The sequence below is a fragment of the Herbidospora sp. RD11066 genome (genome assembly GCF_054661255.1).
In genome coordinates, this window is sequence record NZ_BAAGDO010000002.1 from 150,236 (window position 1) to 170,939 (window position 20,704).

The window sequence follows — 20,704 nt, forward strand, 5'->3', positions numbered from 1 at the left end:
GCCCCAGTGGCCCGATGCGCCGAGCGCCCTGGATCGCGATGACTCGCGCCCGCGCCGGGTCTGGTCGGGAGATGTGTTCACTTCTAGTGGCAAAGTCATCACTATGAGTGCTCATGAGGTCCCGGTCGGGCTGGTCGAGGCGCGGGTCGCCGACCCGTTTCCCTACTACGCGTGGTTGCGGGAGTGGTCGCCCGTGCATCGGGAGGTCACCTCGCGCGGAACGGTGGTCTGGCAGGTCACGCGGTATGACGACGTGCGGGCGCTGCTGGGTGACGACCGGTTGGGCAAGTGTCCGGGCGCGGGGAGGGTGTCGGGGCCCGAAGGGTTGCAGCGGAACCTCGTGCACTGCGATCCGCCCGACCACACGCGGCTGCGGCGGATGGTCAACAAGGCGTTCACCCCGGCCCGGGTGGCGGCGCTGGAGCCGCTGGTGGAGAAGACCGCCCGAGAGCTGGCCGACCGGTTGCCCGAGCGGTGTGATCTCATCGCCAGCTTCGCCGGGCCGTTGGCGTTCGGGATGATCAAAACGGTCCTCGGGGTGCCCGCCGACCTGGAGACCCCGGGGCTGCGGCGGTTGCTGATCGACAGCCTCGCGGGCGGCGCCGACGTGACGGCCCGGCTGCACGGCTTCCTCACCGACCTGCTGGCCGCCAAACGGGAGCGTGGCCCGGTCAGCGACACCGACCTGCTCAGCGTGCTGATCGCGGCCGGGGACCTGAGCGAGGAGGAGCTCCTCGGCACCGCCTACATCCTGCTGCTGGTCGGGCACGACACGACCGTCAACCTCATCGGCAACGGCATGGTCGCCCTGCTCGACCATCCCGGCCAGATGGCACGGCTCCACGAAGACCCGGCGCTCGCCGTCGAGGAACTGCTCCGCTACGACGCGCCCGTGCGGACCGCCACCTATCGCCGCGCCGCCGCCCCGATTCACCTGGAGCGCGGGACCATTCCGGCGGGTGACGTCGTCAACCTCGTCATCGCCTCGGCCAACCGCGACCCGGCCCACTTCGACCGGCCCGACGACCTCGACCTGGCCCGCGACCCCAACGACCACCTGTCGCTCGGGCGCGGGCGGCACTTCTGCGTCGGCGCGGCCCTCGCCCGCATGGAGGCGAGGATCGCCTTCCCGATCCTGCTCGACCGGCTCGGCGACGCCCGTCTCGACGTGCCGAGGGCGGCCCTCCCGTGGAGAGCCGCCCCGGTCATGCGCGGTCTGGAGTCGCTGCCCGTCAGCGCTTCTTGCGGCCGTCGTCGGTGAGGCCCGCCCGGCGCAGCGCCTCGGCCATCGCGTTGTTCTGCGGCGGGGGCGACTGACGGCCACCGCCGCCGCCTCCACCACCGCGACGGTCCTGGCCCTGGCGGGGCTGGCGGTCCTGTCGGGGCTGCCGTTCGCCGCGCTCCTGGCGCGGGGCGCCCGGGGCGTTCCTGGCGGGTTCGTCTTCCAGGCGCAGGGTCAGCGAGATGCGCTTGCGCGGGATGTCGACGTCCAAGACCTTGACCCGCACGATGTCACCCGGCTTCACCACGTCGCGCGGGTCTTTGACGAACGTGTTCGACATGGCCGACACGTGGACCAGCCCGTCTTGGTGGACGCCGACGTCGACGAACGCGCCGAAGGCCGCCACGTTCGTGACGACTCCTTCGAGGAGCATGCCCTTGGTCAGGTCGGAGATCTTCTCGACGCCCTCCTTGAAGGTGGCCGTCTTGAAGGCGGGTCGCGGGTCGCGGCCCGGCTTCTCCAGTTCACCCAGGATGTCGGTCACCGTCGGCAGACCGAAGGTCCCGTCGACGAAGTCGGCCGGCTTCAGCGAGCGCAGCGCGGCGGTGTTGCCGATCAGGGTGCGCAGGTCGCTGCCGGTCGTGGTCAGGATCTTGCGGACCACCGGATAGGCCTCCGGGTGGACGCTGGAGGCGTCGAGCGGGTCGTCGCCCCCCGGGATCCGCAGGAAGCCCGCGCACTGCTCGAACGCCTTCGGCCCCAGCCGGGCCACCGACTTCAGGGCGGTGCGCGACCGGAACGGGCCGTTGGCGTCGCGGTGCTGGACGATGTTGTCGGCCAGCGTCGAGCCGATGCCCGACACCCGCGTGAGCAGCGGGGCCGACGCGGTGTTGACGTCGACGCCGACCGCGTTCACGCAGTCTTCGACCACGGCGTCGAGCGACCGGGAGAGCTTCTGCTCGGCCAGGTCGTGCTGGTACTGCCCGACACCGATCGACTTGGGGTCGATCTTGACCAGCTCGGCCAGCGGGTCCTGGAGCCGCCGGGCGATCGAGACGGCGCCGCGGATCGACACGTCGAGGTCGGGGAGCTCCTGCGAGGCGAACGCCGACGCCGAGTAGACCGACGCGCCGGCCTCGGAGACCATCACCTTCGTCACGCCGGGCACGAGGGCGGCCAGCTCGCCGGCCAGCTTGTCGGTCTCGCGGGAGGCGGTGCCGTTGCCGATCGAGACCAGCTCGACGTTGTGCTTCTGGCACAGCGCCGCGAGCACGGCCAGCGACTGGTCCCACTGGCGCTTGGGCTCGTGGGGGTAGATCGTGGCGTGCTCGACGACCTTGCCGGTGGCGTCGACCACGGCGACCTTCACGCCGGTGCGCAGACCGGGGTCGAGGCCCATCGTGGCCCGGGTTCCGGCGGGAGCCGCGAGCAGCAGGTCGCGCAGGTTGGCGGCGAACACCCGGACGGCCTCGTCTTCGGCCGCCTGCCACAGGCGCATCCGCAGGTCGATGCCCAGGTGGACGAGGATCCGCGTGCGCCACGCCCACCGCACGGTGTCGCTCAGCCACTTGTCGCCAGGACGGCCCTGGTCGGAGACCCCGAACCGGGTCGCGATGCGCACCTCGAACGTCGAGGGGCCCTCGGTCGGCTCCTCGGGCTCCAGCGTGAGGGAGAGGATCTCCTCCTTCTCACCGCGGAACATCGCCAGGATGCGGTGGGAGGGCAGCTTGCTGAACGGCTCGGCGAAGTCGAAGTAGTCGGAGAACTTGGCCCCGGCCTCCTCCTTGCCCTCGCGTACCGAGGCCATGAGCCGCCCGCGGGTCCACATCGACTCGCGGAGGGTGCCGATCAGGTCGGCGTCTTCGCCGAAGCGCTCGATCAGGATCGCGCGGGCGCCTTCGAGGGCCGCCGCGGCGTCGGCGACGTTCTCGCCGATGAACTCGGCCGCCACGGTGGCCGGGTCGAGGTTCGGGTCGCCGATCAGCTTGTCGGCCAGCGGTTCGAGACCGGCCTCGCGGGCGATCATCGCCTTGGTGCGGCGCTTCGGCTTGTAGGGGAGGTAGATGTCCTCCAAGCGGGCCTTCGAGTCGGCCGCCATGATCTGCGCCTCGAGCGCGTCGTCGAGCTTGCCCTGCGTCCGGATCGACTCCAGGATCGCGGCGCGGCGCTCCTCCATCTCCCGCAGGTAGCGCAACCGCTCCTCCAGCGAGCGCAGTTGCGCGTCGTCGAGCATTTCGGTCGCTTCCTTGCGGTAGCGGGCGATGAACGGCACCGTCGCGCCGCCGTCGAGCAGATCGACGGCCGCGGTCACTTGCCGCTCACGTACGCCGAGTTCCTCGGCGATCCGCTGGTTGATCGACTGGATCACTAGCTTCCTTCTCCCTAGGCTCCGGCCCATTCTGCCGGACCCGCGTCCCCGCCGAGCCTGGTCGGCCACAGCCGGGTCGTGCAGTCGTCGGACGTCGTGGCCAGCAGATGGCCGTCCGGATGGAACGCGGCCCCGTTGACGGCGGAGGTGTGGCCGGTGAAGCTGCTCAGTTCCGCGCCGCCGATCGTGTCCCAGATTTTGACCGTACGATCGTCGCCCGCCGTCGCCAGGAGCTCACCCGTCGTGTCGAAGGCGAGGGCCCGCACGTCGGCCGTGTGGCCGGTGAGTTCGGTCAGCGCGTCGGTCCGCAGGTTCCGCAGGAGCACCGCCCCGCCGGGAAGGGCGTTGGCCAGGAGGTGGCCGCAGGCGGCCTGGGCGTCGACGACCAGGTCGTCACCGGCGTAGACCGCGAAGGCGCCGGGGCGCTCGCTCAGCTGGCGGCCGCTGACGGTGTCCCACTCGCGGACGGTGCCGTCGTCGCTCGCGGTGGCGATCGTGTCGCCGGAGGGGTGGAAGGCGATGGAGGTGATCGCCGCCAGGTGCCCGGCCAGCGGTTCGCCGAAGGAGCGGCGGGTCTCCGGGTCCCACAGCCGGACCGTGTGGTCGGCGCAGGAGGCCGCCAGCAGGTGGCCGCGCGGGTGGAAGGCGACGGCGGGGCCGCCGGGCAGGGGGTCGCCGATCTTGTCGCGGGTGACCGGGTCGAACAGCCGGACCGTCCTGTCGGCGGTGGCGAGCATGTGGCCGCGCGGGTGGAAGGCCACCCCGTGGACGGGCGCGTCGTGGCCGGTCAGGCGGCGGGCGATCACCGCCGAGGTCATCCGGTTCTCGAGTTCCTCGACGCGGGCGGTGAGGTCGCGTACGAGGGAATCGCGCTCTTCGAGACGGCGGTTCAGGTCGTCGCGGACCCGGCGGGCCACCGCGTGGGTGTGCTGGAGGGTCACCAGCGAGCGGCGCAGGCGGGCGACCGGGTCGGGTGGCTCGGTGGGTGGCAGTCCGTCGATCCGCCAGCGGCGCACCTCTCCCAGGTCGTCGACGCTCACCATGAGGTCGTCGCCGAGGGCCAGCGCCTGGACCACTCCCGCGTGGCCGGTCACCCGGGCCAGGGGGGTGGCGCTCAGGTCGTACAGGGAAATGGAGTCGTCCCAGCTCACGGCGGCCAGCACATCGCCGCGACCGGCCAGCCACGACACCGGCTCGGGGGTGATGACCTGGCCGTCGACCCGGGCGAGGCGGTCGACGCCGATGATGACCAACTGGCCGCCGAGGAAGGCGATGCCCTCACCGGGGACGGGGTCGCCGAGCGGCTGGGCGGTCCCGGCGTCCCAGAGGCGGATCATGCCGTCCTTGCCCGCGGTGGCCAGGAGGTGCCCGGCGGGGTGGAAGGCGAGCTCCACCACTCTTCCGGTGTGCCCGGTCAGCGGGTCGCCGACCGGCATCCTGGTCACCGGATCCCATAAGCGGACCGAATGGTCCCAGCTCGCACTGGCCAGCAGATGGCCGTCGGGGTGGAAGGCGACGGCCGTGACCACGTCGTCGTGCCCCTTCAGGGGCTCGCCCACCGGGTCACCGGACAGATCCCACAGGCTGACGGCGCCGTCTTCACCCCCCGAGGCGAGCAGATGTCCGTCGGGATGGAAGGACAGGGTCATCGTGTACGGGGACCCGCTCATCTCCACACCCGTGGAATAGCGGATGAGGCCCGAATCGTCGGAGGTGGCGATCAGATCGCCGCCGGGATGGATGGCCACCCCGGCGACGGGGGCGGAATGGCCGGTCAGCGGTTCGCCAAAAGGCGTGACTCTTACGCGCATATGACCGGCAGCATTCCAGATTGTCTGGATTACGGCAGGAGAACGAGCCGTCCGCGCAGTCCGCCTTCGGCCATCCGGGCGTGCGCCTCGGCTGCCTGTTCGAGCGGCAGCGTGCCGGCCACCCGGATCTTGACCTTGCCCTCGTCGACCAGGGTCACCAGCGCGTCGAGCTGCTCGCGGGCCGAGTGGGCCCACATGACCTGCGACGCGATGTCCCGGCCGTCTTCGGGGGAGCCGTTGGCGACCACCGCGACGAACTTCCCGCCGTCGCGCACGGCGTCGTGGGCGGGCTGCACCAGGCAGGCCGGGTCGACGGCCGCGTCCACGCCCTCGGGCAGCAGGTCGCGGACCTTCGCGATGTCGTCGACGACGTGTTCCGCGCCGAGTCCGCGCAGGTACTCCTCGTCGCTGGAACGCGCCAGTGCGACGACGGTGAGGCCGCGCAGCGCGGCGAGCTGCACCAGCATGGCGCCCACCCCACCGGCGGCACCGGTGACCAGCAACGTCGACCCCTTCGCCAGGTCGACGATGTCCAGGCACTGCCACGCGGTGAGCCCCGGGAGCGGCAGGCTCGCGGCCTGCTCGGCGGGCCATTCGGCCGGGGCCGGGGCGAGCTCGCCGACGGCGATGACCGCCTGCTCGGCGTACGGGCCGAAGTCGCGGTTGAAGCCGCCCCACGTCGAGGCGGCCATGACGCGGTCGCCGACGCCGACTCCGGTGACGTCCTCGCCGAGCGCCTCGACGACGCCGACGACGTCGCACCCCATGCCGGTCTGCTCGCGGGCGGGGGCGCCGTGCATCAGCAGGCCGCCGCCGCGGATGAACAGGTCGACGGGGTTGATCGCCGCCGCCTCCACCGTGATGCGGACCTGGCCCGGGCCCGGTTCGGGGGCGGGTACCTCCACGATCTCGAGGGCCTCCGGGCCCCCGTATTTCCTGACGACCACCGCGCGCATTGGTTCTCCTCCAGATGAGTCCGGGGGTCTGAGGCCCATGATCGTAGTAGATATTTCAACCAAAAGATCAAAAAAAGAACCCCGGACATAACTGTCCGGGGTTCCTCTGATTTGACTAGGCGAGGCCGTTCTTCATGGCCGTGATGAGTTCGCCGTTGCTCGTGTCACCGCTGAGCTCCCAGAAGAACGAGCCGCCGAGGCTCTGGTCCTTCGAGTAGGTCATCTTCCCGGTGATCGTGGCGGGGGTGTCGTAGCTCCACCAGTTGCTGCCGCACTTGGCGTAGGCGGTGCCCGCGATGGTGCCGGTGGCCGGGCAGGTGTTTTTCAGGACCTTGTAGTCCTCGTTGCCGGCCTCGTAGGTGCCCGGTGCCGCGCCGGTCGCGCTGCCGCCCGGGGTGGCCTGGGTGACGCCGGTCCAGCCGCGTCCGTAGAAGCCGATGCCGAGGAGCAGCTTGGACGCGGGCACGCCCTTCGACTTGAGCTTCTGGATCGCGTTGTCGCTGTAGAACCCGGCGGTCGGGATGCCGGAGTAGCTGGTCAGCGGGGAGTGCGGGGCGGTCGGGCCCTGCGCGGCGAAGGCGCCGAAGTAGTCGTAGGTCATGACGTTGTACCAGTCGAGGTACTGGGCCGCGCCTCCGTAGTCGGCCGCGTCGATCTTGCCGCCGGTGGTGCCGTCGGCGGTGATGGCCGCGGTGACCAGGTTGTTGCTGCCGAAGCGGGTGCGCAGCGCCTGCATCATGTTCTTGAAGGACGCGAAGCCAGAGGCGTCACACGACAGGCCGCAGGTGTTCGGGTACTCCCAGTCGATGTCGATGCCGTCGAAGACGTCGGCCCAGCGCGGGTCCTCGACCAGGTTGTAGCAGGAGTTCGCGAACGCGGTGACGTTCTGCGCGGCCTGGCCGAAGCCGCCCGACCAGGTCCAGCCGCCGAACGAGAACAGGATCTTGATGTTCGGGTAGGCCGCCTTGAGCTTGCGCAGCTGGTTGAAGCTGCCGCGCAGCGGCTGGTCCCACGTGTCGGCCACGCCGTCGACCGACTCGGCCGCCGTGTAGGCCTTCTCGTAGTCGGCGTAGCTGTCGCCGATGGTGCACTGGCCGTTCTGGACGTTGCCGAACGCGTAGTTGATGTGCGTCAGCTTGCTGGCCGAGCCGCTCGTGACGATGTTCTTCACGTGGTAGCCGCGCTGGTAGACACCCCACTGGACGAAGTAGCCGAGCAGCTTCTTGTTGCCGCCGGTGCCCGTCTGCGAGGTGGTGCCGGTGACGCTGCTCGACAGCGCCGACTGGTTGTTGGCGGCGTCGCGCGCCCGCACCTGGTAGGTGTACGCGGTGTTCGCGGCCCGGCCGGTGTCGGTGAACGAGGTGCCGGTGATGGTCGTGACGAGCGTGCCGCCCCGGTAGATCAGGTAGCCGGTGACGCCGACGTTGTCGGTCGAGGCGTTCCAGCCGAGCGAGACGCTGTTGCTGGTCACGCCGGTCACCGTCAGGCCGCCAGGCGTCGAGGGCGCGGTCGTGTCGGGGCCGCCGGTGCCTGAGGTGGTCCCGGTGACGCTGTTCGACAGGCCCGACTGGTTGTTGGCGGCGTCGCGAGCGCGCACCTGGTAGGTGTACGCGGTGCTGGCCGCGCGGCCGGTGTCGGTGAAGGTCGTGCCGGTCACGGTGGTGACCAGGGTGCCGCCCCGGTAGACGAGGTAGCCGGTGACGCCGACGTTGTCGGTCGAGGCGTTCCACGACAGCGAGACGCTGCTGCTGGTCACACCGGTCACGGCCAGGTTGGCGGGGGTCGAGGGCGCGGTGGTGTCGCCGCCGCCGGTGCCGCCGGTCACCGCGATCGCCGAGACGATGGCGTAGTTGGCGCCGCCGTTCATGTTGAACTGCACGTTGAGCTGGCCGTCGCTGACGGTCGCCGTGTAGGTACGGTCACAGGCGTTGAGCGCGCCGCAAGCGGCGAACACGTCGAACGCCGACTGGACCACGGTGTTCTCGATCCGGATGTCGAACTTCCGCTGCCCGGCGGCGTTCGCCCAGTCCTCCACCATCTTCACGGTGACCTGGTAGGTGCCGTTGGCGACGTCGAACTTGTAGCCGCCCCAGCTGCTGAACAGCTGGTAGTTCTGGTAGAGCGCGTCGTCGGTGGTGCCGCCGATCGCGCTCCCCGTAGAGCCGGCGCCGAACGACGTCTCGTAGCCCCAGGTGCCGCTGGAGTACGCCTTGTCGGCGAGCCAGGCGTTGCCCCCGCCGTCGGTCAGGGCCGGGCCGTTCGCATTGGCCCGCAAGGGCACCGTCACCGCGCCGTACGCCGCGTTCTGCGCGAACATCAGCGGCAGTATCAGCGCACCGATCGCCGTCAAGAGGGTCAGGACTCTTCTCATCGTGCTACTCCACGTGGGGGAGGAAGGGATGCGGCGGGACGCACCGGGAACAGGGGGTTCCCGTCCAACTAATAGGAAGCTTTCCTTTTAATTAGTGCGAACGTAACCCGCGTCACACTCCCCGTCAATGGGCCTTCAGCGACCGCCATATCGGGCCAGGCAGAACCCGGGCCGCCTCGTCGAGATCCAGGCCCGCGACCCCGGCGAACACCCGCCGCGTGGTCTCGGCGAGCGGCCCGATGAGCAGCATCTCGATCAGGGCCGGCGGCAGGTCGGCGATCGTCCCGGCCGCGATGTGCGGTGCGAACCAGGCGGCCAGCCGGTCGACGCGCGGCGCCTTCCCGGCCGCGATGGCGGCGGCGTGGGGCTCGATGAGGGGCGCGGCGTGGATGAACCGGGCCCGCGCGGTGTCGTCGCGGGCGAACGCGAGATAGGCGCGCACGATGGCGTGCACCCCCTCTTCTGCGGTCTCCGTTCGCTCCACGTGGTCGATCAGGCTCGTGAGCAGGTCGTCCATGCACTCGGAGTAGAGCGCGGCGGCGAGCCCGTCGAAGCTGCCGAAGTGGTGGTAGAGGCTGCCCATGCTGACCCCGCTGCGTGAGGTCACCGAGCGCAGCGTGAAGTCGTCGTCGGTGAACGCTTCGAGCGCGGTGTCGAGCAGCCTGCGGATCGTGGCCTCGCTGCGGGCCTGCCTCATGCGACTCCGGAGAGCTTCTCCGCCTGCTCCCACAACCGGAGGCCCAGTTCGCGGTCGGCGGTCATCGGGATCTCCTCCAGTTCGTCGTAGTAGCGGCCGGTGGTGGACTTCGTGGTCAGCGCGACCACGGGGGCGGCGCCCTGGTCAGGAGTCTTCCAGAACCGCTTGGCCACTTTGAGCAGCACTCCGACCGGCCCTTTCCGATCACCCAGCCCGGTGTTGATCACCCCCGGATGCACGGCGTCGATCGTCACCCCGCGCGCCCGCCACCGTTCGGCGAACAGCGGCAGCATCAGCACGTTGCAGAGCTTGGTGTCGGCGTAGGTGCGCAGCGGGTGGAAGTCCGCGCCGTAGGGGGTCCGTTCGGGGTCGGCCTTCCCCTTCACATAGAGCCCCGCGCTGACCTGCACGACCCTCTTGAGCCGATCTTCAAGCAGCCGGTTCAGGGTGTACGGCGCCAGATGATTGACCGCGAACGCCTGCTCCAGCCCGTCGCCGGTGAGGGTCAGCCTGGAGGGCCACAGCCCGGCGTTGTGCACCAGCACGTCGATCTCCGGGCACACGACCATGAGCCGCTCGGCCACCGACCGCATGCCCGCCACGGTCGACAGGTCGCCGAGCACGAGCCCGGCCTCACCCGGCAGCGACCGCAGCGCCTCTTCCCCCTTGGCCGCGTCGCGCGCGACGACGACCACCCGATGCCCCTGCCGCGCGAGCTCGGCGCAGACGGCGTACCCGATTCCCCGGTTTCCCCCGGTGACCACCACGTTCATGGCCGGAGCATAAATTAGAGCAATTCTTTAGAGCAACTCTCTAGATATCCTGATCTCCATGGACGCGGCGGACCTGCAGCGGGCCCTCGACGAGATCTTCGACATGGGCCTGAGGCGCCACGGGTTCACCCCGTACATGCGCGACTACGAGTTCGTGGTCGACATGGCATCCGACGTCGTACCGTCGCAGCGGCGCTACCTGTTTCGGCACTGTGTCCAGGTCTCGGTGGTCTCGGCCGTGCGGACCGAGACCTGGAAGGAGTCCCTGGACGACCGGCTCACCGTCTACGAGACCGGAGTCGATCTCGACGGATACGTCTGGGGAGTGGAGTGGCAGGAGCTCTACCCGGGCGGCACGATCGTCGAGGACTCCCCGGCGGCGCGGCGGTGGGCCGAGGCGATCGGCATCGACTTCCACGAGGTCCGCTTCGAGACCAATGCCCACGACATCACGCTGATCTTCTCCGATCTGCTGGTCGAGGAGCTGCCGGAGTGAGGATGCCGTCGACGGCCGAGAGGGCGAGGGTCTTGTAGCCGACGCGGTCGAACAGGACGGTCACGCGGTCGGGTTCGGCGCTCATGACCTGGCCGGGGCCCCAGGCGGCGTGTTCCACCAGGGATCCGGCCGCGAACGGGCCCTCGGCGACCGGTTCCGGGGGCGCCGCCGAGGCGCACGTGTCGCAGGTGCCGCACGAGCCGCCGTAGGGCTCGCCGAAGTACTCCAGCAGGAAGCGTCTCCTGCACCCCGTGGTCTCGGCGTAGCCGCGCATCATGTCCAGGCGGGAGTCGTCGATGCGGTGCCTCATCTCGTCGAGTTCGATCGCCTTCTCGACGGCCTCCTCGGCGGTGAGGTCGCGGGAGGTCCAGCGCAGTTCGCCGGGGGTCAGCGCGCCCGCGCGTTCCAGCAGGTTGGCCAGGGCGGTCAGGCGGGTCGTGCCGATGCCGAGCAGGTCGCGCAGTTCCCCGGCCGGGACCAGGCCGCCGTGCTCCCTGACCAGGACCGCGACGCGCAGCAGGAGCGCCGGGTCGGCCCGGCCGCCGATCTGGAAGCGGCGCAGGCCCAGGTCCTCCGGGCGGTAGAAGAGGATCGCCTCGGCCGGGGCGCCGTCGCGGCCCGCGCGGCCGATCTCCTGGTAGTAGGAGTCGGGCGACTCCGGCGGGCCCGCGTGCAGCACCCGCCGCACGTCGGGGCGGTCGATGCCCATGCCGAACGCGGAGGTGGCGACCACGACGTCGAGCTCACCGGCCGCGAAGCGGGCGTGGGTGGCGTTGCGGTCGGCGGTCTTCAGGCCCGCGTGGTACGGCTCGGCGCGCTTCCCGGCCAACAGCGCGCAGTACTCCTCGGTCTCGCGGCGGGTCGGCACGTAGATCAGGGTCAGGCCGTCGCTCGCGAGGGCGTGCTCGACCAGGGCCTTGCGGCGGTCGTCCTCCGAGGTGAAGCGGCGGGCCGACAGGGTCAGGTTCGGGCGGTCGAAGCCGCGCACGAGCTCCACCGGGTTCCGCAGGCCCAGCGAGCGCACGATCTCGGCTCGCACGTTCGGCGCCGCCGTCGCGGTCAGCGCCACGACCGGCGGGTGGCCGAGCTGCTCGATCACCTGGCCGAGCCGCAGGTAGTCGGGGCGGAAGTCGTGCCCCCACGACGACACGCAGTGGGCCTCGTCGATCGCGATCAGCGACGGCCGGGCCGCCTTGAGCCGGGCGACCACTTCCGGCTTGGCCAGCTGCTCCGGGGAGAGGAAGACGAACTCGGCCGTCCCTGCGGTCACCTGGTCGAGGCCCTTGTCGATCGACTGGGTCGAGTTGACCGCCACCGCGCCGGTCCCCGCCTTGAGCAGGGCCATCACCTGGTCGCGCTGTAACGCGATCAGCGGCGACACCACGACCGTCGGGCCGTCGAGCAGCAGGGCGGGCACCTGGTAGACGGCCGACTTGCCGCCTCCGGTCGGCATCACCAGCAGCACGTCACGCCCGGCGACCAGATGCCGCATGGCCTCCTTCTGGCCGGGCCGCAGCCGCTGCCAGCCGAACACGCGCTTCGCCGTCGAACCGAGCCGGAACCTCGCGAGCAGTCTCCTCATGGCCGCCCTCTATGCCCGGCCGTGAGCGGTTCAGGCCGGTCTGAGCGGGGTTCGTGCGGTGACCAGCGCGAGATCGGTCTCGACGGCGAGTGCGGTGGCCTGGAGGTGGGCCAGCAGACCCGGCCTGACCTGGCCCGTCGTCGCGACGTTGACGGCGGCGACGACCCGCCCCTCCCGATCGTGGATCGGCACGGCCAGCGCCCGCAGCCCTTCTTCGAGCTCGTCGTGGACGGTCGCGTAGCCGTCGGCGCGGGCCTGCCGGATCAGCTTCCGCAGCTGGGCGTGGTCGGTCACGGTGTGACGGGTGAGCTGCGCGGTCTCGCCCAGCTCGGCGTCGTCGGACAGCAGCACCCGGCCCATCGACGTGGCGAAGGCCGGGAAGCGGGTGCCGACCGTGATGTCCACACTCATGATCTTGTACGCGGGTGCGCGCGCCACATAGCGGATGTCGGTCCCGTCGAGCACCGCCACCGACGCCGACTCGCCGACCGCCCCGGCCAGCGTGGTCAGGTGGGGCGTGGCGATCTCGCCCAGGGTCAGCGACGACAGCCGGGCGTAGCCGAGCTCCAGCACCTTCGGCCGCGCGACGAAACGGTTGCCGCTCCGCGCGGCGTACCCGAGTTCGACCAGCGTCAGCAGGGCCCGCCGGGCGGTCGCCCGCGCCAGGCCGGTGGCCTCGGCGATCTCCGCCAGCGTGCCGCCCAGCGCGGTCAGCACCGCCAGCCCCCGCGCCAGCGACTGCACCGGCGTGTCATCGGGGATCTCGACGGGACACGACGGCTCCGGTGTGTACGCCGCCAGCCGCCCCTCCATCAGCGCCGTGTCGAGATGGGGGAGCGCCAGATCGGCCAGCGACTCGACGGTGTGCCTGCTGCCGTGCGAGACCACGCTCACCGCGCAGGCCACCCGGCCCCGCGCCCGCACCGGCACCGCGATCGCGATCAGGCCCGGCTCGATCAGCTGGTCGTCGCGGGCGTGGCCCATGACGAGGGCCGCCAGGGCCCGCTCGCGGAACGCCTGCTCACCCGCGAGATCGGAGGCCACCACGGTCTCGGGGGTGGACGTCCGCCAGCGGGCCCACCCCGCCTCGGTCCACTCGGACGCCAGCAGCGCCCCCGCCGCGCAGCGTTCGGCCGGCACCAGGTCGCCCACCCGGAACGTCAGCGAGCGGGTGCGCCGCCGGGGGAGCTGGGTGACGAACCGGACCGCCGTGCCGTCGGCCACCGCCAGCGAGACCGACTCGTCGAGGGTCTCGGCCAGCCTGCGCGCCTCCGGACCCAGCGCGCCGGGGACGCCGCTGCCCGACAGATACGTGTTCCCGATGGTCAGGACGCGGGGCGTCAGCCGTACAGAGCGATCGGGGCCGGAAGGACGGGCGAAGCCCATCGCGACGAGGGTCGCCACCACCCGGTCGACGGTCGAGCGGGCCAGCCCGGTCACGCGGGTGAGGTCGCTCGGGCGGCACGGCTCGCCCGCCGCCATCGCCCGCACCACCGCGAGTCCGCGCTCCAGCGGGCCCACCACATCGTCGGTCATTGACACACGTCCAAAGGGGGTAGCAGACTCCTGACCTATCGCAATTGTGAACAATAGTTCACCAGGCGAACAAAAGCCATCCGAACAGGGAGAACATGGCGGAGATCCACAACCTGCGGGACGCGGTGGCCGCCCTCGTGCACTCCGGCGACACCGTGGCGATGGAAGGGTTCACCCACCTCATCCCCTTCGCCGCCGCACACGAGGTCATCCGGCAGGGCGTGACCGACCTCACGCTCGTCCGGATGACCCCCGACGTCATCTACGACCAGCTCATCGGCATGGGCGCGGCCCGCAAACTGGTCTTCTCGTGGGGCGGCAACCCCGGCGTGGGCTCGCTGCACCGCTTCCGCGACGCGGTCGAGAACGGCTGGCCGCGACCGCTGGAACTCGACGAGCACAGCCACGCGGGGATGGCCAACCGCTATGTGGCCGGGGCGTCCCGGCTGCCGTTCGCGGTGCTGCGCGGTTACCGGGGGAGCGACCTGCCGTCGCGGTCGGAGACGATCTCGACCGTGGTGTGCCCGTTCACCGGAGAGGAACTGGCGGCGGTGGCCGCGATCAACCCGGATGTGACCGTGATCCACGCCCAGCGCGCCGACCGCGAAGGGAACGTGCAGCTCTGGGGCCTGGTCGGCATCCAGAAGGAGGCCGCGCTGGCCGCCTCCCGCGTCCTGGTGACGGTCGAGGAGATCGTGGACGAGCTCACTCCCACCCCCGGCGCGGTGGTGCTGCCCTCATGGTCGGTCGACGCGGTCGCCCTGGCCCCCAACGGCGCCCATCCGTCGTACGCGGCCGGATACACAGTTCGCGACAACGACTTCTACCAGGCGTGGGACGCCATCTCCCGCGACCGCGCCACCTTCCAGACCTGGATGCGCGACACCGTACTGGCGGCGTCATGACCCTGACCTGGACACCTGACGAGCTGATGACCGTCAACGCCGCCCGTGCCCTCGCCGGGGCGCGCACGTGTTTCGTCGGTATCGGCCTGCCCAGCGCCGCCGCCAACCTCGCCCGCCGGACCATCGAACCCAAGCTGGTCCTCATCTACGAGTCCGGCACCCTCGGCTCGAAACCGTCGCGCCTGCCCCTTTCGATCGGGGACGGCGAGCTCGCGGACACGGCCGACGCCGTGGTGTCCGTACCGGAGATCTTCAACTACTGGCTTCAGGCCGGGCGCATCGACGTCGGATTCCTCGGCGCGGCCCAGGTCGACCGGTTCGCCAACGTCAACACGACCGTCATCGACCGGGGCCCGGACCGGCCCGAGGGCCGGCTCCCGGGTGCCGGTGGCGCGCCGGAGATCGCCGCGAGCTGCGGGAAGGTGCTGCTCGTGCTGCGCCACTCCACCCGGAACCTCGTCGGGAAGCTCGACTTCGTCACGACCGTCGGGCACGGCGACGGGCCCGGATCGCGCGAGCGCCTCGGGCTGCCCGGTGCCGGACCGGTCGCGGTGATCACCGATCTCGGGGTCCTGCGGCCCGACCCGGAGACCGCCGAACTGACGCTCACCGAGGTGCACCCCGGGGTGGACCCCGGCCGGGCCGTGGCCGCCACCGGCTGGCCCCTGGCCGTCGCCGCCGGCCTCCGGGTCACCGAACCACCCACGGAGGCGGAGCTCACCGCGCTGCGCCGCCTCACCCAAGGAGCACCCGATGCCTGACCCGCAGGACGTGATCTCCCGCGAGATCGCCGAGCTCGCCGCCAAGTCCGACGGCGCCGACCACCCCTCGCGCGACTACCCGCCCTACCGCTCCAGCGGCCTGCGGCACCCGCACCGCGCGCTCGTCGCCCCGCCCGAGGCGTACGCCGAACTGCGCGGGCCGGTCTTCGGCGCGACCGACGTCACCCCGCTCGACGCCGACCTCACCCGCCAGCACGCCGGCGAACCGCTCGGGGAGCGCATCACCGTGACCGGCCGGGTGGTCGACCGCGACGGGCGCCCGGTGAGGCACCAGCTCGTGGAGGTCTGGCAGGCCAACGCGTCGGGCCGCTACCCGCACCAGCGCGACCAGCACCCCGCGCCGCTGGACCCCAACTTCAGCGGAACCGGCCGCTGCCTCACCGACGCCGACGGCCGCTACAGCTTCACCACGATCAAGCCCGGCGCCTATCCGTGGAAGAACCATGTCAACGCCTGGCGCCCGGCCCACATCCACTTCTCGGTGTTCGGTACGGCCTTCGCCCAGCGGCTCGTCACCCAGATGTACTTCCCGGGCGACCCCCTGTTCCCGTACGACCCGATCCTCCAGTCGGTCACCGACGAGAAGGCCCGCGAACGGCTCGTGGCCGCCTACGACCACGACCTCTCGCAGCCCGAGTGGAGCCTGGGGTACAGATGGGACATCGTCCTCGACGGCCCGTCGGCGACCTGGATGGAGGAAGGCCGATGAGACCCACCCCCTCACAGACCGTGGGCCCCTTCTACGGCTACGCGCTCCCGTTCCGCGACGGCGGCGACCTGGTGCCCCCGGGCCACCCGGGCGCGATCTCCGTCCACGGATACGTCTACGACGGCGCCGGTGACCCCGTCCCCGACGCGCTGCTGGAGTTCTGGCAGGCCGACGAGGCCGGGAAGCCCGGATCGATGCGCCGCGACGAGGTCGACGGCTCGTTCGCCGGCCGCGACGGGGTGACCCTGACCGGTTTCGGCCGTGTTGCCACCGACCTCGACGGCCACTGGGCCGTCCGGACCGTCCGGCCGCGCGAGGTCCCCTACATCGCCGTGTGCGTCTTCGCGCGCGGGCTCCTGCACCACCTGTACACCCGCATCTACCTGGAGGACTCCGGCGACGCACTGCTGGAGTCGCTGCCCGGCGACCGCCGCTCGACGCTCGTCGCTCGTTCGGAACGCGACGGCGTGTACCGGTTCGACATCCGCATCCAGGGCGACGCGGAGACGGTCTTCCTCGACCTGGGCTGACACCCCGGAGGTTCTCTTGATCGCGGCTGACGGCCTACTCGGCCCGGCCTGGGCGGGCACCGCCGCCGACGAGGCGACGGCCGACCGGGCCGTCCACCGCGCCCTGCTCGACGCGGAGGCGGCCCTGGCCCGCGCCCAGAACCGCCCAGACCTGGCGGCGCGGATCACCTCGATGGCGGAGTCCGGCGGCGAGGGCCGGACTCGGCACAGCGGTGGGAATCCGGTGATCCCGCTGGTCAGAACGCTGCCCGAAGGTGCCCACGACGGCGCGACCAGTCAGGACATCCTGGACACCGCGCTCATGCTGGTCGCCGCCCGGACCCGGCGGGTCATCCTGCGTGACCTGGCCGCCACAGCCACGGCGCTCGAAGCCCTGGCCCGCACGCACCGGGACACCCCGATGCCCGGCCGCACCCTGACCCAGCACGCCGTGCCGACCACGTTCGGGCTCAAGGCCACGGGCTGGCGGTCGCTGGTGGTCGACGCCCACGAGCGGCTGGCCGAGGTGACCCTGCCCGCGCAGCTCGGCGGCGCCGGGGGCACGCTGGCCACGCTCTCTGTCCCGCTCATGGAGCGGTTCGCCCAGGAGGCCGGGCTGGCCGCGCCGCTGCTGCCCTGGCACACGCTGCGCACCCCGGTCGCCGACCTCGCGGGCGCGCTGGCGTTCTGCTGCGGAGCGCTCGGCAAGATCGCGGCCGATGTCCTCGTCCTGTCCCGTACGGAGATCGCCGAGGTCACCGAGGGCGACGGCGGCGGCTCGTCGGCGATGCCGCACAAGAGCAACCCCGTCCACGCCACCCTCATCGCCGCCTGCGCCCGCCAGGCCCCCCAGTTGGCCGCCACGCTCTACGGCGCCCTGGCCGCCGAGGACGAACGCCCCGCCGGAGCCTGGCACGCCGAATGGGAACCCCTCCGCACCCTGCTCCGCCTGAGCGGGGGAGCGGCCTTCCACGCTCGAGCCCTGGCGGAGGGCCTCCAGGTCCACCCGGCCAGGATGCGGGAGAACCTGTCCCTCACCGGCGGCCTGATCGTCGCCGAACGCGTCCTGAGCGAGCTGTCCCGGAAAATCGGCAATAAGGCTGCGCGAGACATTCTCGAAACCGCGTCCCGTGACGCCGCCCGGTTGCGGATGCCGCTGATTCAAGCCCTCGACGCCGATCTCGATCCCGCCCTTTTCGATCCGACCGGCTATTCCGGCGCGGCAGGGGAACTCGTCGACCGTGCTCTCGACCGGCCCCTCAAGGAGATCGCCGATGTTGAACTTCCGCGTTGACGGCCCCGCGCACGCCCCCGTCCTGCTCCTCGGCCCGTCCCTGGGCACCTCGCTCCGGGTCTGGGACGCGCAGGCCGTCGCGCTGTCGCGCCACTTCCGGGTCATCCGGTACGACCTCCCCGGCCACGGGTGGTCGAAGGTCGTCCAGGGGGCGACCACGATGGAGGCCCTGGCCCGGCTCGTGATCGACATCGCCGACGAGACCGGTGCCGACACCTTCCACTACGCCGGCATCTCCCTCGGCGGCGCGATCGGCGCCTGGCTGGCCCTGCGCCACCCCGGCCGGGTGCTCTCCCTCACCATGGTCTGCTCCGCCGCCAAGTTCGGCACGGAGGAGAGCTGGCACGAACGCGCGGCGCTGGTCCGCGACCAGGGGACCGCCGCCCTCGAAGAGGCCACCCGGGGCCGCTGGTTCACCCCCACAGCCGACGAGACCGTCGTCCAGGCCATGATCGACGACCTGCTCGCGGCCCGGGACGAGGGCTACGCCGAGTGCTGCGAGGCCCTGTCGGGCTACGACATCCGCGCCGAGCTGCCGAACATCACCACGCCCACCCTGGTCATCGCCGGCTGCGACGACCCGGCGGTCACGCCCCCGGTCGCCCGCGAACTCGCCGACGGCATCCCGGGCGCCACGCTCGTCGAACTCCCCGGCGCCGCCCACCTCGCCCCGGTGGAACGGCCCGACGCCGTCGTGGCCGCGATGCGCTCCCACCTGCCGGAGACCGACGGCCAGACCGTGCGCCGGGCCGTGCTCGGCGACGACCACGTCGACCGGGCGGTCGCCAACACCACCGACTTCACCGCCGACTTCCAGGACCTGATCACCCGCTACGCCTGGGGTGAGATCTGGACCCGCCCGGGTCTCGACCGGAAGACACGCAGCTGCATCACCCTGACCGCGCTCGTCGCGGGAGGCCACCACGAGGAGCTCGCCATGCACGTCAAGGCGGCCGTCCGCAACGGTCTCACCCCCGACGAGATCAAGGAAGTCCTTCTCCAGACCGCGATCTACTGCGGCGTCCCGGCCGCCAACGCCGCCTTCGCCGTCGCCCAACGCGCCCTAGGGAGCCTCGAATGACCCACACCACGGTCGCGATCATCGGTGGTGGCCCGGCGGGCCTGCTGCTCGCCCGCCTGCTGCACAACGCGGGCGTCGACTCGGTCGTGCTGGAGAGCCGCGACCGCGACTACGTCGAGCAGCGCCAGCGGGCCGGCATGCTCGAACAGGCCACCGTCGACGCCCTGCGCGAGTGCGGCGCCGGAGCGCGGATGAACCGCGAAGGGCTCCCGCACCGGGGCATCGAGCTGCGGTTCGACCGCCGGGTGGTGCGGCTCGACTTCCCGGCCCTGACCGGCGGCAGCACCGTCATGATCTACGCCCAGACCGAGATCGTGAAGGACCTCGTCGCCCTCCAGTTGGCGGAGGGTGGCCCGCTGCTGTTCGAGGCCCAGGCCACCGGCATCGGCGACGGCTACGTCACCTACCGCCACGACGGCCAGGAGAAGACGCTGACCTGCGACTTCATCGTCGGCGCCGATGGCTTCCACGGCATCTCCCGGGCCCACGTCCCCGGCGCGCGGACCTACGAGGCCGAATATCCCTACTCGTGGCTGGGCGTGCTGGCCGACGTCGCCCCGTCGACCGACGAGCTCATCTACGCCCACTCGCCGCGCGGTTTCGCGCTGCACAGCATGCGCTCGCCCACGGTCAGCCGCCTCTACCTCCAGGTCCCCAACGACACGAACCCCGACGACTGGCCCGACGACCGGATCTGGGACGAACTCGACCTCCGGTTCGCCGTCGACGCCGACTGGAAGCTCTCCCGGGGGCCCATCACGTCCAAGGCCGTCACCCCGATGCGCAGCTTCGTCACCGACCCGATGCGGCACGGCCGCCTGTTCCTGGCCGGGGACGCCGCCCACATCGTGCCCCCGACCGGCGCCAAGGGGCTCAACCTGGCCGTCGCCGACGTGGTGGTGCTGGCGCAGGCGCTCGACCACTGGCGGCGTACCGGGAAGAGCGATCTGCTCGCCTCCTACGCCGACACCTGCCTGCGGCGGGTCTGGCGGGCCGAGCACTTCTCCTGGTTCATGACCACGATGCTGCACCTGAAGCCGGGCCAGTCGGAGTTCGACACCCGGCTCCAGCTGGCCCAGCTCCACCGCATCGCGACCTCCGAGGCGGCGGCGGCGGAGCTGGCGCTCAACTACACCGGAACGGTCTGATCTGGGCCTATACCAGCCCTATACAGGGCCTTCCTAGGTTCGGCCGCATGTCGATGATCAGGAGAGCAGCCGCCGCCCTCGCTGCGGCCGGTTTCGCCGCCGCACTCTTCACGCCCGCTCCCGCCTCGGCGGAGGAGTGCGGCTACGGGTTCTGCGGGAAGGTCAAGAACAACCTCCCCGGCTACTTCACGGTCAAGGTCGCCCGGTTCGGCGTGGGCAGCGAGACCTGCTGGACCTACAACGCCGGGTCGTTCACCTGCCAGACCTACTGGCTGCCCAGCGGGAAGCTGAGCAGCGACATCGGGGTCAAGGACGCCGACGGCTTCATGATCGAGTCGCCGTTCGTCCACGGCTACATCGGCGGCACCAGCCTGCCCGCCTACACCTGGGTCAAGATCCCTTCGAACATCACGGCCTTCTGCAGCCTCCTGAACGGCGCGAGCAAGCCCAACTGCTACCAGTAG

General features: G+C 71.2%; 18 protein-coding genes. 10 read left to right on the forward strand and 8 right to left on the reverse strand.

Features of this window, described 5'->3' with window-relative positions:
* The first annotated feature begins 103 nt into the window (after positions 1–103).
* Positions 104–1,261 carry a cytochrome P450 family protein gene (locus ACYQ78_RS07110; RefSeq protein ID WP_459799914.1) on the forward strand — a complete coding sequence of 386 codons (1,158 nt, stop codon included), beginning with the start codon at positions 104–106 and terminating at the stop codon, positions 1,259–1,261.
* Here the strand turns inward: ACYQ78_RS07110 and ACYQ78_RS07115 are convergent.
* The 6 genes from ACYQ78_RS07115 to ACYQ78_RS07140 all read right to left on the reverse strand — a co-directional run bounded on the left by ACYQ78_RS07115 (position 1,233) and on the right by ACYQ78_RS07140 (position 10,198).
* Complete coding sequence (locus ACYQ78_RS07115; RefSeq protein ID WP_459799915.1) at positions 1,233–3,590, reverse strand: Tex family protein; 2,358 nt, start codon at positions 3,588–3,590, stop codon at positions 1,233–1,235. The two genes, ACYQ78_RS07110 and ACYQ78_RS07115, sit on opposite strands and share 29 nt — an antisense overlap.
* A gap of 14 nt (positions 3,591–3,604) precedes the next feature.
* Entirely contained in the window at positions 3,605–5,401 is a 1,797-nt protein-coding gene (locus tag ACYQ78_RS07120) for a hypothetical protein (RefSeq protein ID WP_459799916.1), read from the reverse strand.
* Positions 5,402–5,430: 29 nt separating this feature from the next.
* Positions 5,431–6,357: an NADP-dependent oxidoreductase gene (locus ACYQ78_RS07125; RefSeq protein WP_459799917.1), complete on the reverse strand. Its 927-nt coding sequence runs from the start codon at positions 6,355–6,357 to the stop codon at positions 5,431–5,433.
* Between the two features lie 115 nt (positions 6,358–6,472).
* Positions 6,473–8,728: a glycosyl hydrolase family 18 protein gene (locus tag ACYQ78_RS07130; protein ID WP_459799918.1), complete on the reverse strand. Its 2,256-nt coding sequence runs from the start codon at positions 8,726–8,728 to the stop codon at positions 6,473–6,475.
* A gap of 124 nt (positions 8,729–8,852) precedes the next feature.
* The gene (locus ACYQ78_RS07135) at positions 8,853–9,425 is read right to left on the reverse strand and encodes a TetR/AcrR family transcriptional regulator (RefSeq protein ID WP_459799919.1); all 573 of its coding nucleotides are present in this window, start codon (positions 9,423–9,425) and stop codon (positions 8,853–8,855) included.
* Complete coding sequence (locus tag ACYQ78_RS07140) at positions 9,422–10,198, reverse strand: SDR family NAD(P)-dependent oxidoreductase (protein WP_459799920.1); 777 nt, start codon at positions 10,196–10,198, stop codon at positions 9,422–9,424. Before ACYQ78_RS07140 ends, ACYQ78_RS07135 begins: the two co-directional genes overlap by 4 nt.
* A 58-nt stretch (positions 10,199–10,256) precedes the next feature.
* On the opposite strand from ACYQ78_RS07140, the gene ACYQ78_RS07145 reads away from it, so the two are divergent.
* Positions 10,257–10,694 carry a YxiG-like protein gene (locus ACYQ78_RS07145; RefSeq protein WP_459799921.1) on the forward strand — a complete coding sequence of 146 codons (438 nt, stop codon included), beginning with the start codon at positions 10,257–10,259 and terminating at the stop codon, positions 10,692–10,694.
* Here ACYQ78_RS07145 and ACYQ78_RS07150 read toward each other — a convergent pair.
* A complete protein-coding gene (locus ACYQ78_RS07150) occupies positions 10,648–12,276 on the reverse strand; it encodes a RecQ family ATP-dependent DNA helicase (protein WP_459799922.1) in 1,629 nt (542 codons plus the stop codon). The genes ACYQ78_RS07145 and ACYQ78_RS07150 overlap by 47 nt on opposite strands.
* A 30-nt stretch (positions 12,277–12,306) precedes the next feature.
* On the reverse strand, positions 12,307–13,812 hold the full coding sequence (locus ACYQ78_RS07155) for an IclR family transcriptional regulator domain-containing protein (protein WP_459799923.1): 1,506 nt from the start codon (positions 13,810–13,812) through the stop codon (positions 12,307–12,309).
* 95 nt (positions 13,813–13,907) lie between these two features.
* On the opposite strand from ACYQ78_RS07155, the gene ACYQ78_RS07160 reads away from it, so the two are divergent.
* Genes ACYQ78_RS07160 through ACYQ78_RS07195 form a run of 8 tightly spaced genes read left to right on the forward strand, consistent with a single transcriptional unit; the run spans position 13,908 to position 20,704 of the window.
* Positions 13,908–14,717, forward strand: a complete 810-nt coding sequence (locus ACYQ78_RS07160; protein WP_459799924.1) for a CoA transferase subunit A — start codon at positions 13,908–13,910, stop codon at positions 14,715–14,717.
* On the forward strand, positions 14,714–15,478 hold the full coding sequence (locus tag ACYQ78_RS07165) for a CoA-transferase subunit beta (protein ID WP_459799925.1): 765 nt from the start codon (positions 14,714–14,716) through the stop codon (positions 15,476–15,478). Before ACYQ78_RS07160 ends, ACYQ78_RS07165 begins: the two co-directional genes overlap by 4 nt.
* On the forward strand, positions 15,471–16,208 hold the full coding sequence (gene pcaH / locus ACYQ78_RS07170; RefSeq protein ID WP_459799926.1) for a protocatechuate 3,4-dioxygenase subunit beta: 738 nt from the start codon (positions 15,471–15,473) through the stop codon (positions 16,206–16,208). The genes ACYQ78_RS07165 and pcaH overlap by 8 nt, the downstream gene beginning before the upstream one ends.
* Positions 16,205–16,738: a protocatechuate 3,4-dioxygenase subunit alpha gene (gene pcaG, locus ACYQ78_RS07175; RefSeq protein ID WP_459799927.1), complete on the forward strand. Its 534-nt coding sequence runs from the start codon at positions 16,205–16,207 to the stop codon at positions 16,736–16,738. Before pcaH ends, pcaG begins: the two co-directional genes overlap by 4 nt.
* Positions 16,739–16,754: 16 nt before the next feature.
* The gene (locus ACYQ78_RS07180) at positions 16,755–18,011 is read left to right on the forward strand and encodes a lyase family protein (protein WP_459799928.1); all 1,257 of its coding nucleotides are present in this window, start codon (positions 16,755–16,757) and stop codon (positions 18,009–18,011) included.
* Positions 17,992–19,092 (forward strand): bifunctional 3-oxoadipate enol-lactonase/4-carboxymuconolactone decarboxylase PcaDC, encoded by a 1,101-nt coding sequence (gene pcaDC / locus ACYQ78_RS07185; protein ID WP_459799929.1) that lies wholly within the window; start codon positions 17,992–17,994, stop codon positions 19,090–19,092. Before ACYQ78_RS07180 ends, pcaDC begins: the two co-directional genes overlap by 20 nt.
* Entirely contained in the window at positions 19,089–20,240 is a 1,152-nt protein-coding gene (locus ACYQ78_RS07190) for a 4-hydroxybenzoate 3-monooxygenase (protein WP_459799930.1), read from the forward strand. Before pcaDC ends, ACYQ78_RS07190 begins: the two co-directional genes overlap by 4 nt.
* A 47-nt stretch (positions 20,241–20,287) precedes the next feature.
* Positions 20,288–20,704 carry a hypothetical protein gene (locus tag ACYQ78_RS07195; protein WP_459799931.1) on the forward strand — a complete coding sequence of 139 codons (417 nt, stop codon included), beginning with the start codon at positions 20,288–20,290 and terminating at the stop codon, positions 20,702–20,704.

Excerpts from the sequence above, each read along its gene's own strand:
- ACYQ78_RS07190 (WP_459799930.1), top strand. The coding sequence starts at position 19,089 with ATGACCCACACCACGGTCGCGATCATCGGTGGTGGCCCGGCGGGCCTG.
- ACYQ78_RS07120 (WP_459799916.1), bottom strand. The coding sequence starts at position 5,401 with ATGCGCGTAAGAGTCACGCCTTTTGGCGAACCGCTGACCGGCCATTCC.
- ACYQ78_RS07155 (WP_459799923.1), bottom strand. The coding sequence starts at position 13,812 with ATGACCGACGATGTGGTGGGCCCGCTGGAGCGCGGACTCGCGGTGGTG.
- pcaG (WP_459799927.1), top strand. The coding sequence starts at position 16,205 with ATGAGACCCACCCCCTCACAGACCGTGGGCCCCTTCTACGGCTACGCG.
- ACYQ78_RS07130 (WP_459799918.1), bottom strand. The coding sequence starts at position 8,728 with ATGAGAAGAGTCCTGACCCTCTTGACGGCGATCGGTGCGCTGATACTG.
- ACYQ78_RS07145 (WP_459799921.1), top strand. The coding sequence starts at position 10,257 with ATGGACGCGGCGGACCTGCAGCGGGCCCTCGACGAGATCTTCGACATG.
- ACYQ78_RS07150 (WP_459799922.1), bottom strand. The coding sequence starts at position 12,276 with ATGAGGAGACTGCTCGCGAGGTTCCGGCTCGGTTCGACGGCGAAGCGC.
- ACYQ78_RS07135 (WP_459799919.1), bottom strand. The coding sequence starts at position 9,425 with ATGAGGCAGGCCCGCAGCGAGGCCACGATCCGCAGGCTGCTCGACACC.
- ACYQ78_RS07125 (WP_459799917.1), bottom strand. The coding sequence starts at position 6,357 with ATGCGCGCGGTGGTCGTCAGGAAATACGGGGGCCCGGAGGCCCTCGAG.
- ACYQ78_RS07195 (WP_459799931.1), top strand. The coding sequence starts at position 20,288 with ATGTCGATGATCAGGAGAGCAGCCGCCGCCCTCGCTGCGGCCGGTTTC.
- pcaDC (WP_459799929.1), top strand. The coding sequence starts at position 17,992 with ATGTTGAACTTCCGCGTTGACGGCCCCGCGCACGCCCCCGTCCTGCTC.
- pcaH (WP_459799926.1), top strand. The coding sequence starts at position 15,471 with ATGCCTGACCCGCAGGACGTGATCTCCCGCGAGATCGCCGAGCTCGCC.
- ACYQ78_RS07165 (WP_459799925.1), top strand. The coding sequence starts at position 14,714 with ATGACCCTGACCTGGACACCTGACGAGCTGATGACCGTCAACGCCGCC.
- ACYQ78_RS07140 (WP_459799920.1), bottom strand. The coding sequence starts at position 10,198 with ATGAACGTGGTGGTCACCGGGGGAAACCGGGGAATCGGGTACGCCGTC.
- ACYQ78_RS07110 (WP_459799914.1), top strand. The coding sequence starts at position 104 with ATGAGTGCTCATGAGGTCCCGGTCGGGCTGGTCGAGGCGCGGGTCGCC.
- ACYQ78_RS07160 (WP_459799924.1), top strand. The coding sequence starts at position 13,908 with ATGGCGGAGATCCACAACCTGCGGGACGCGGTGGCCGCCCTCGTGCAC.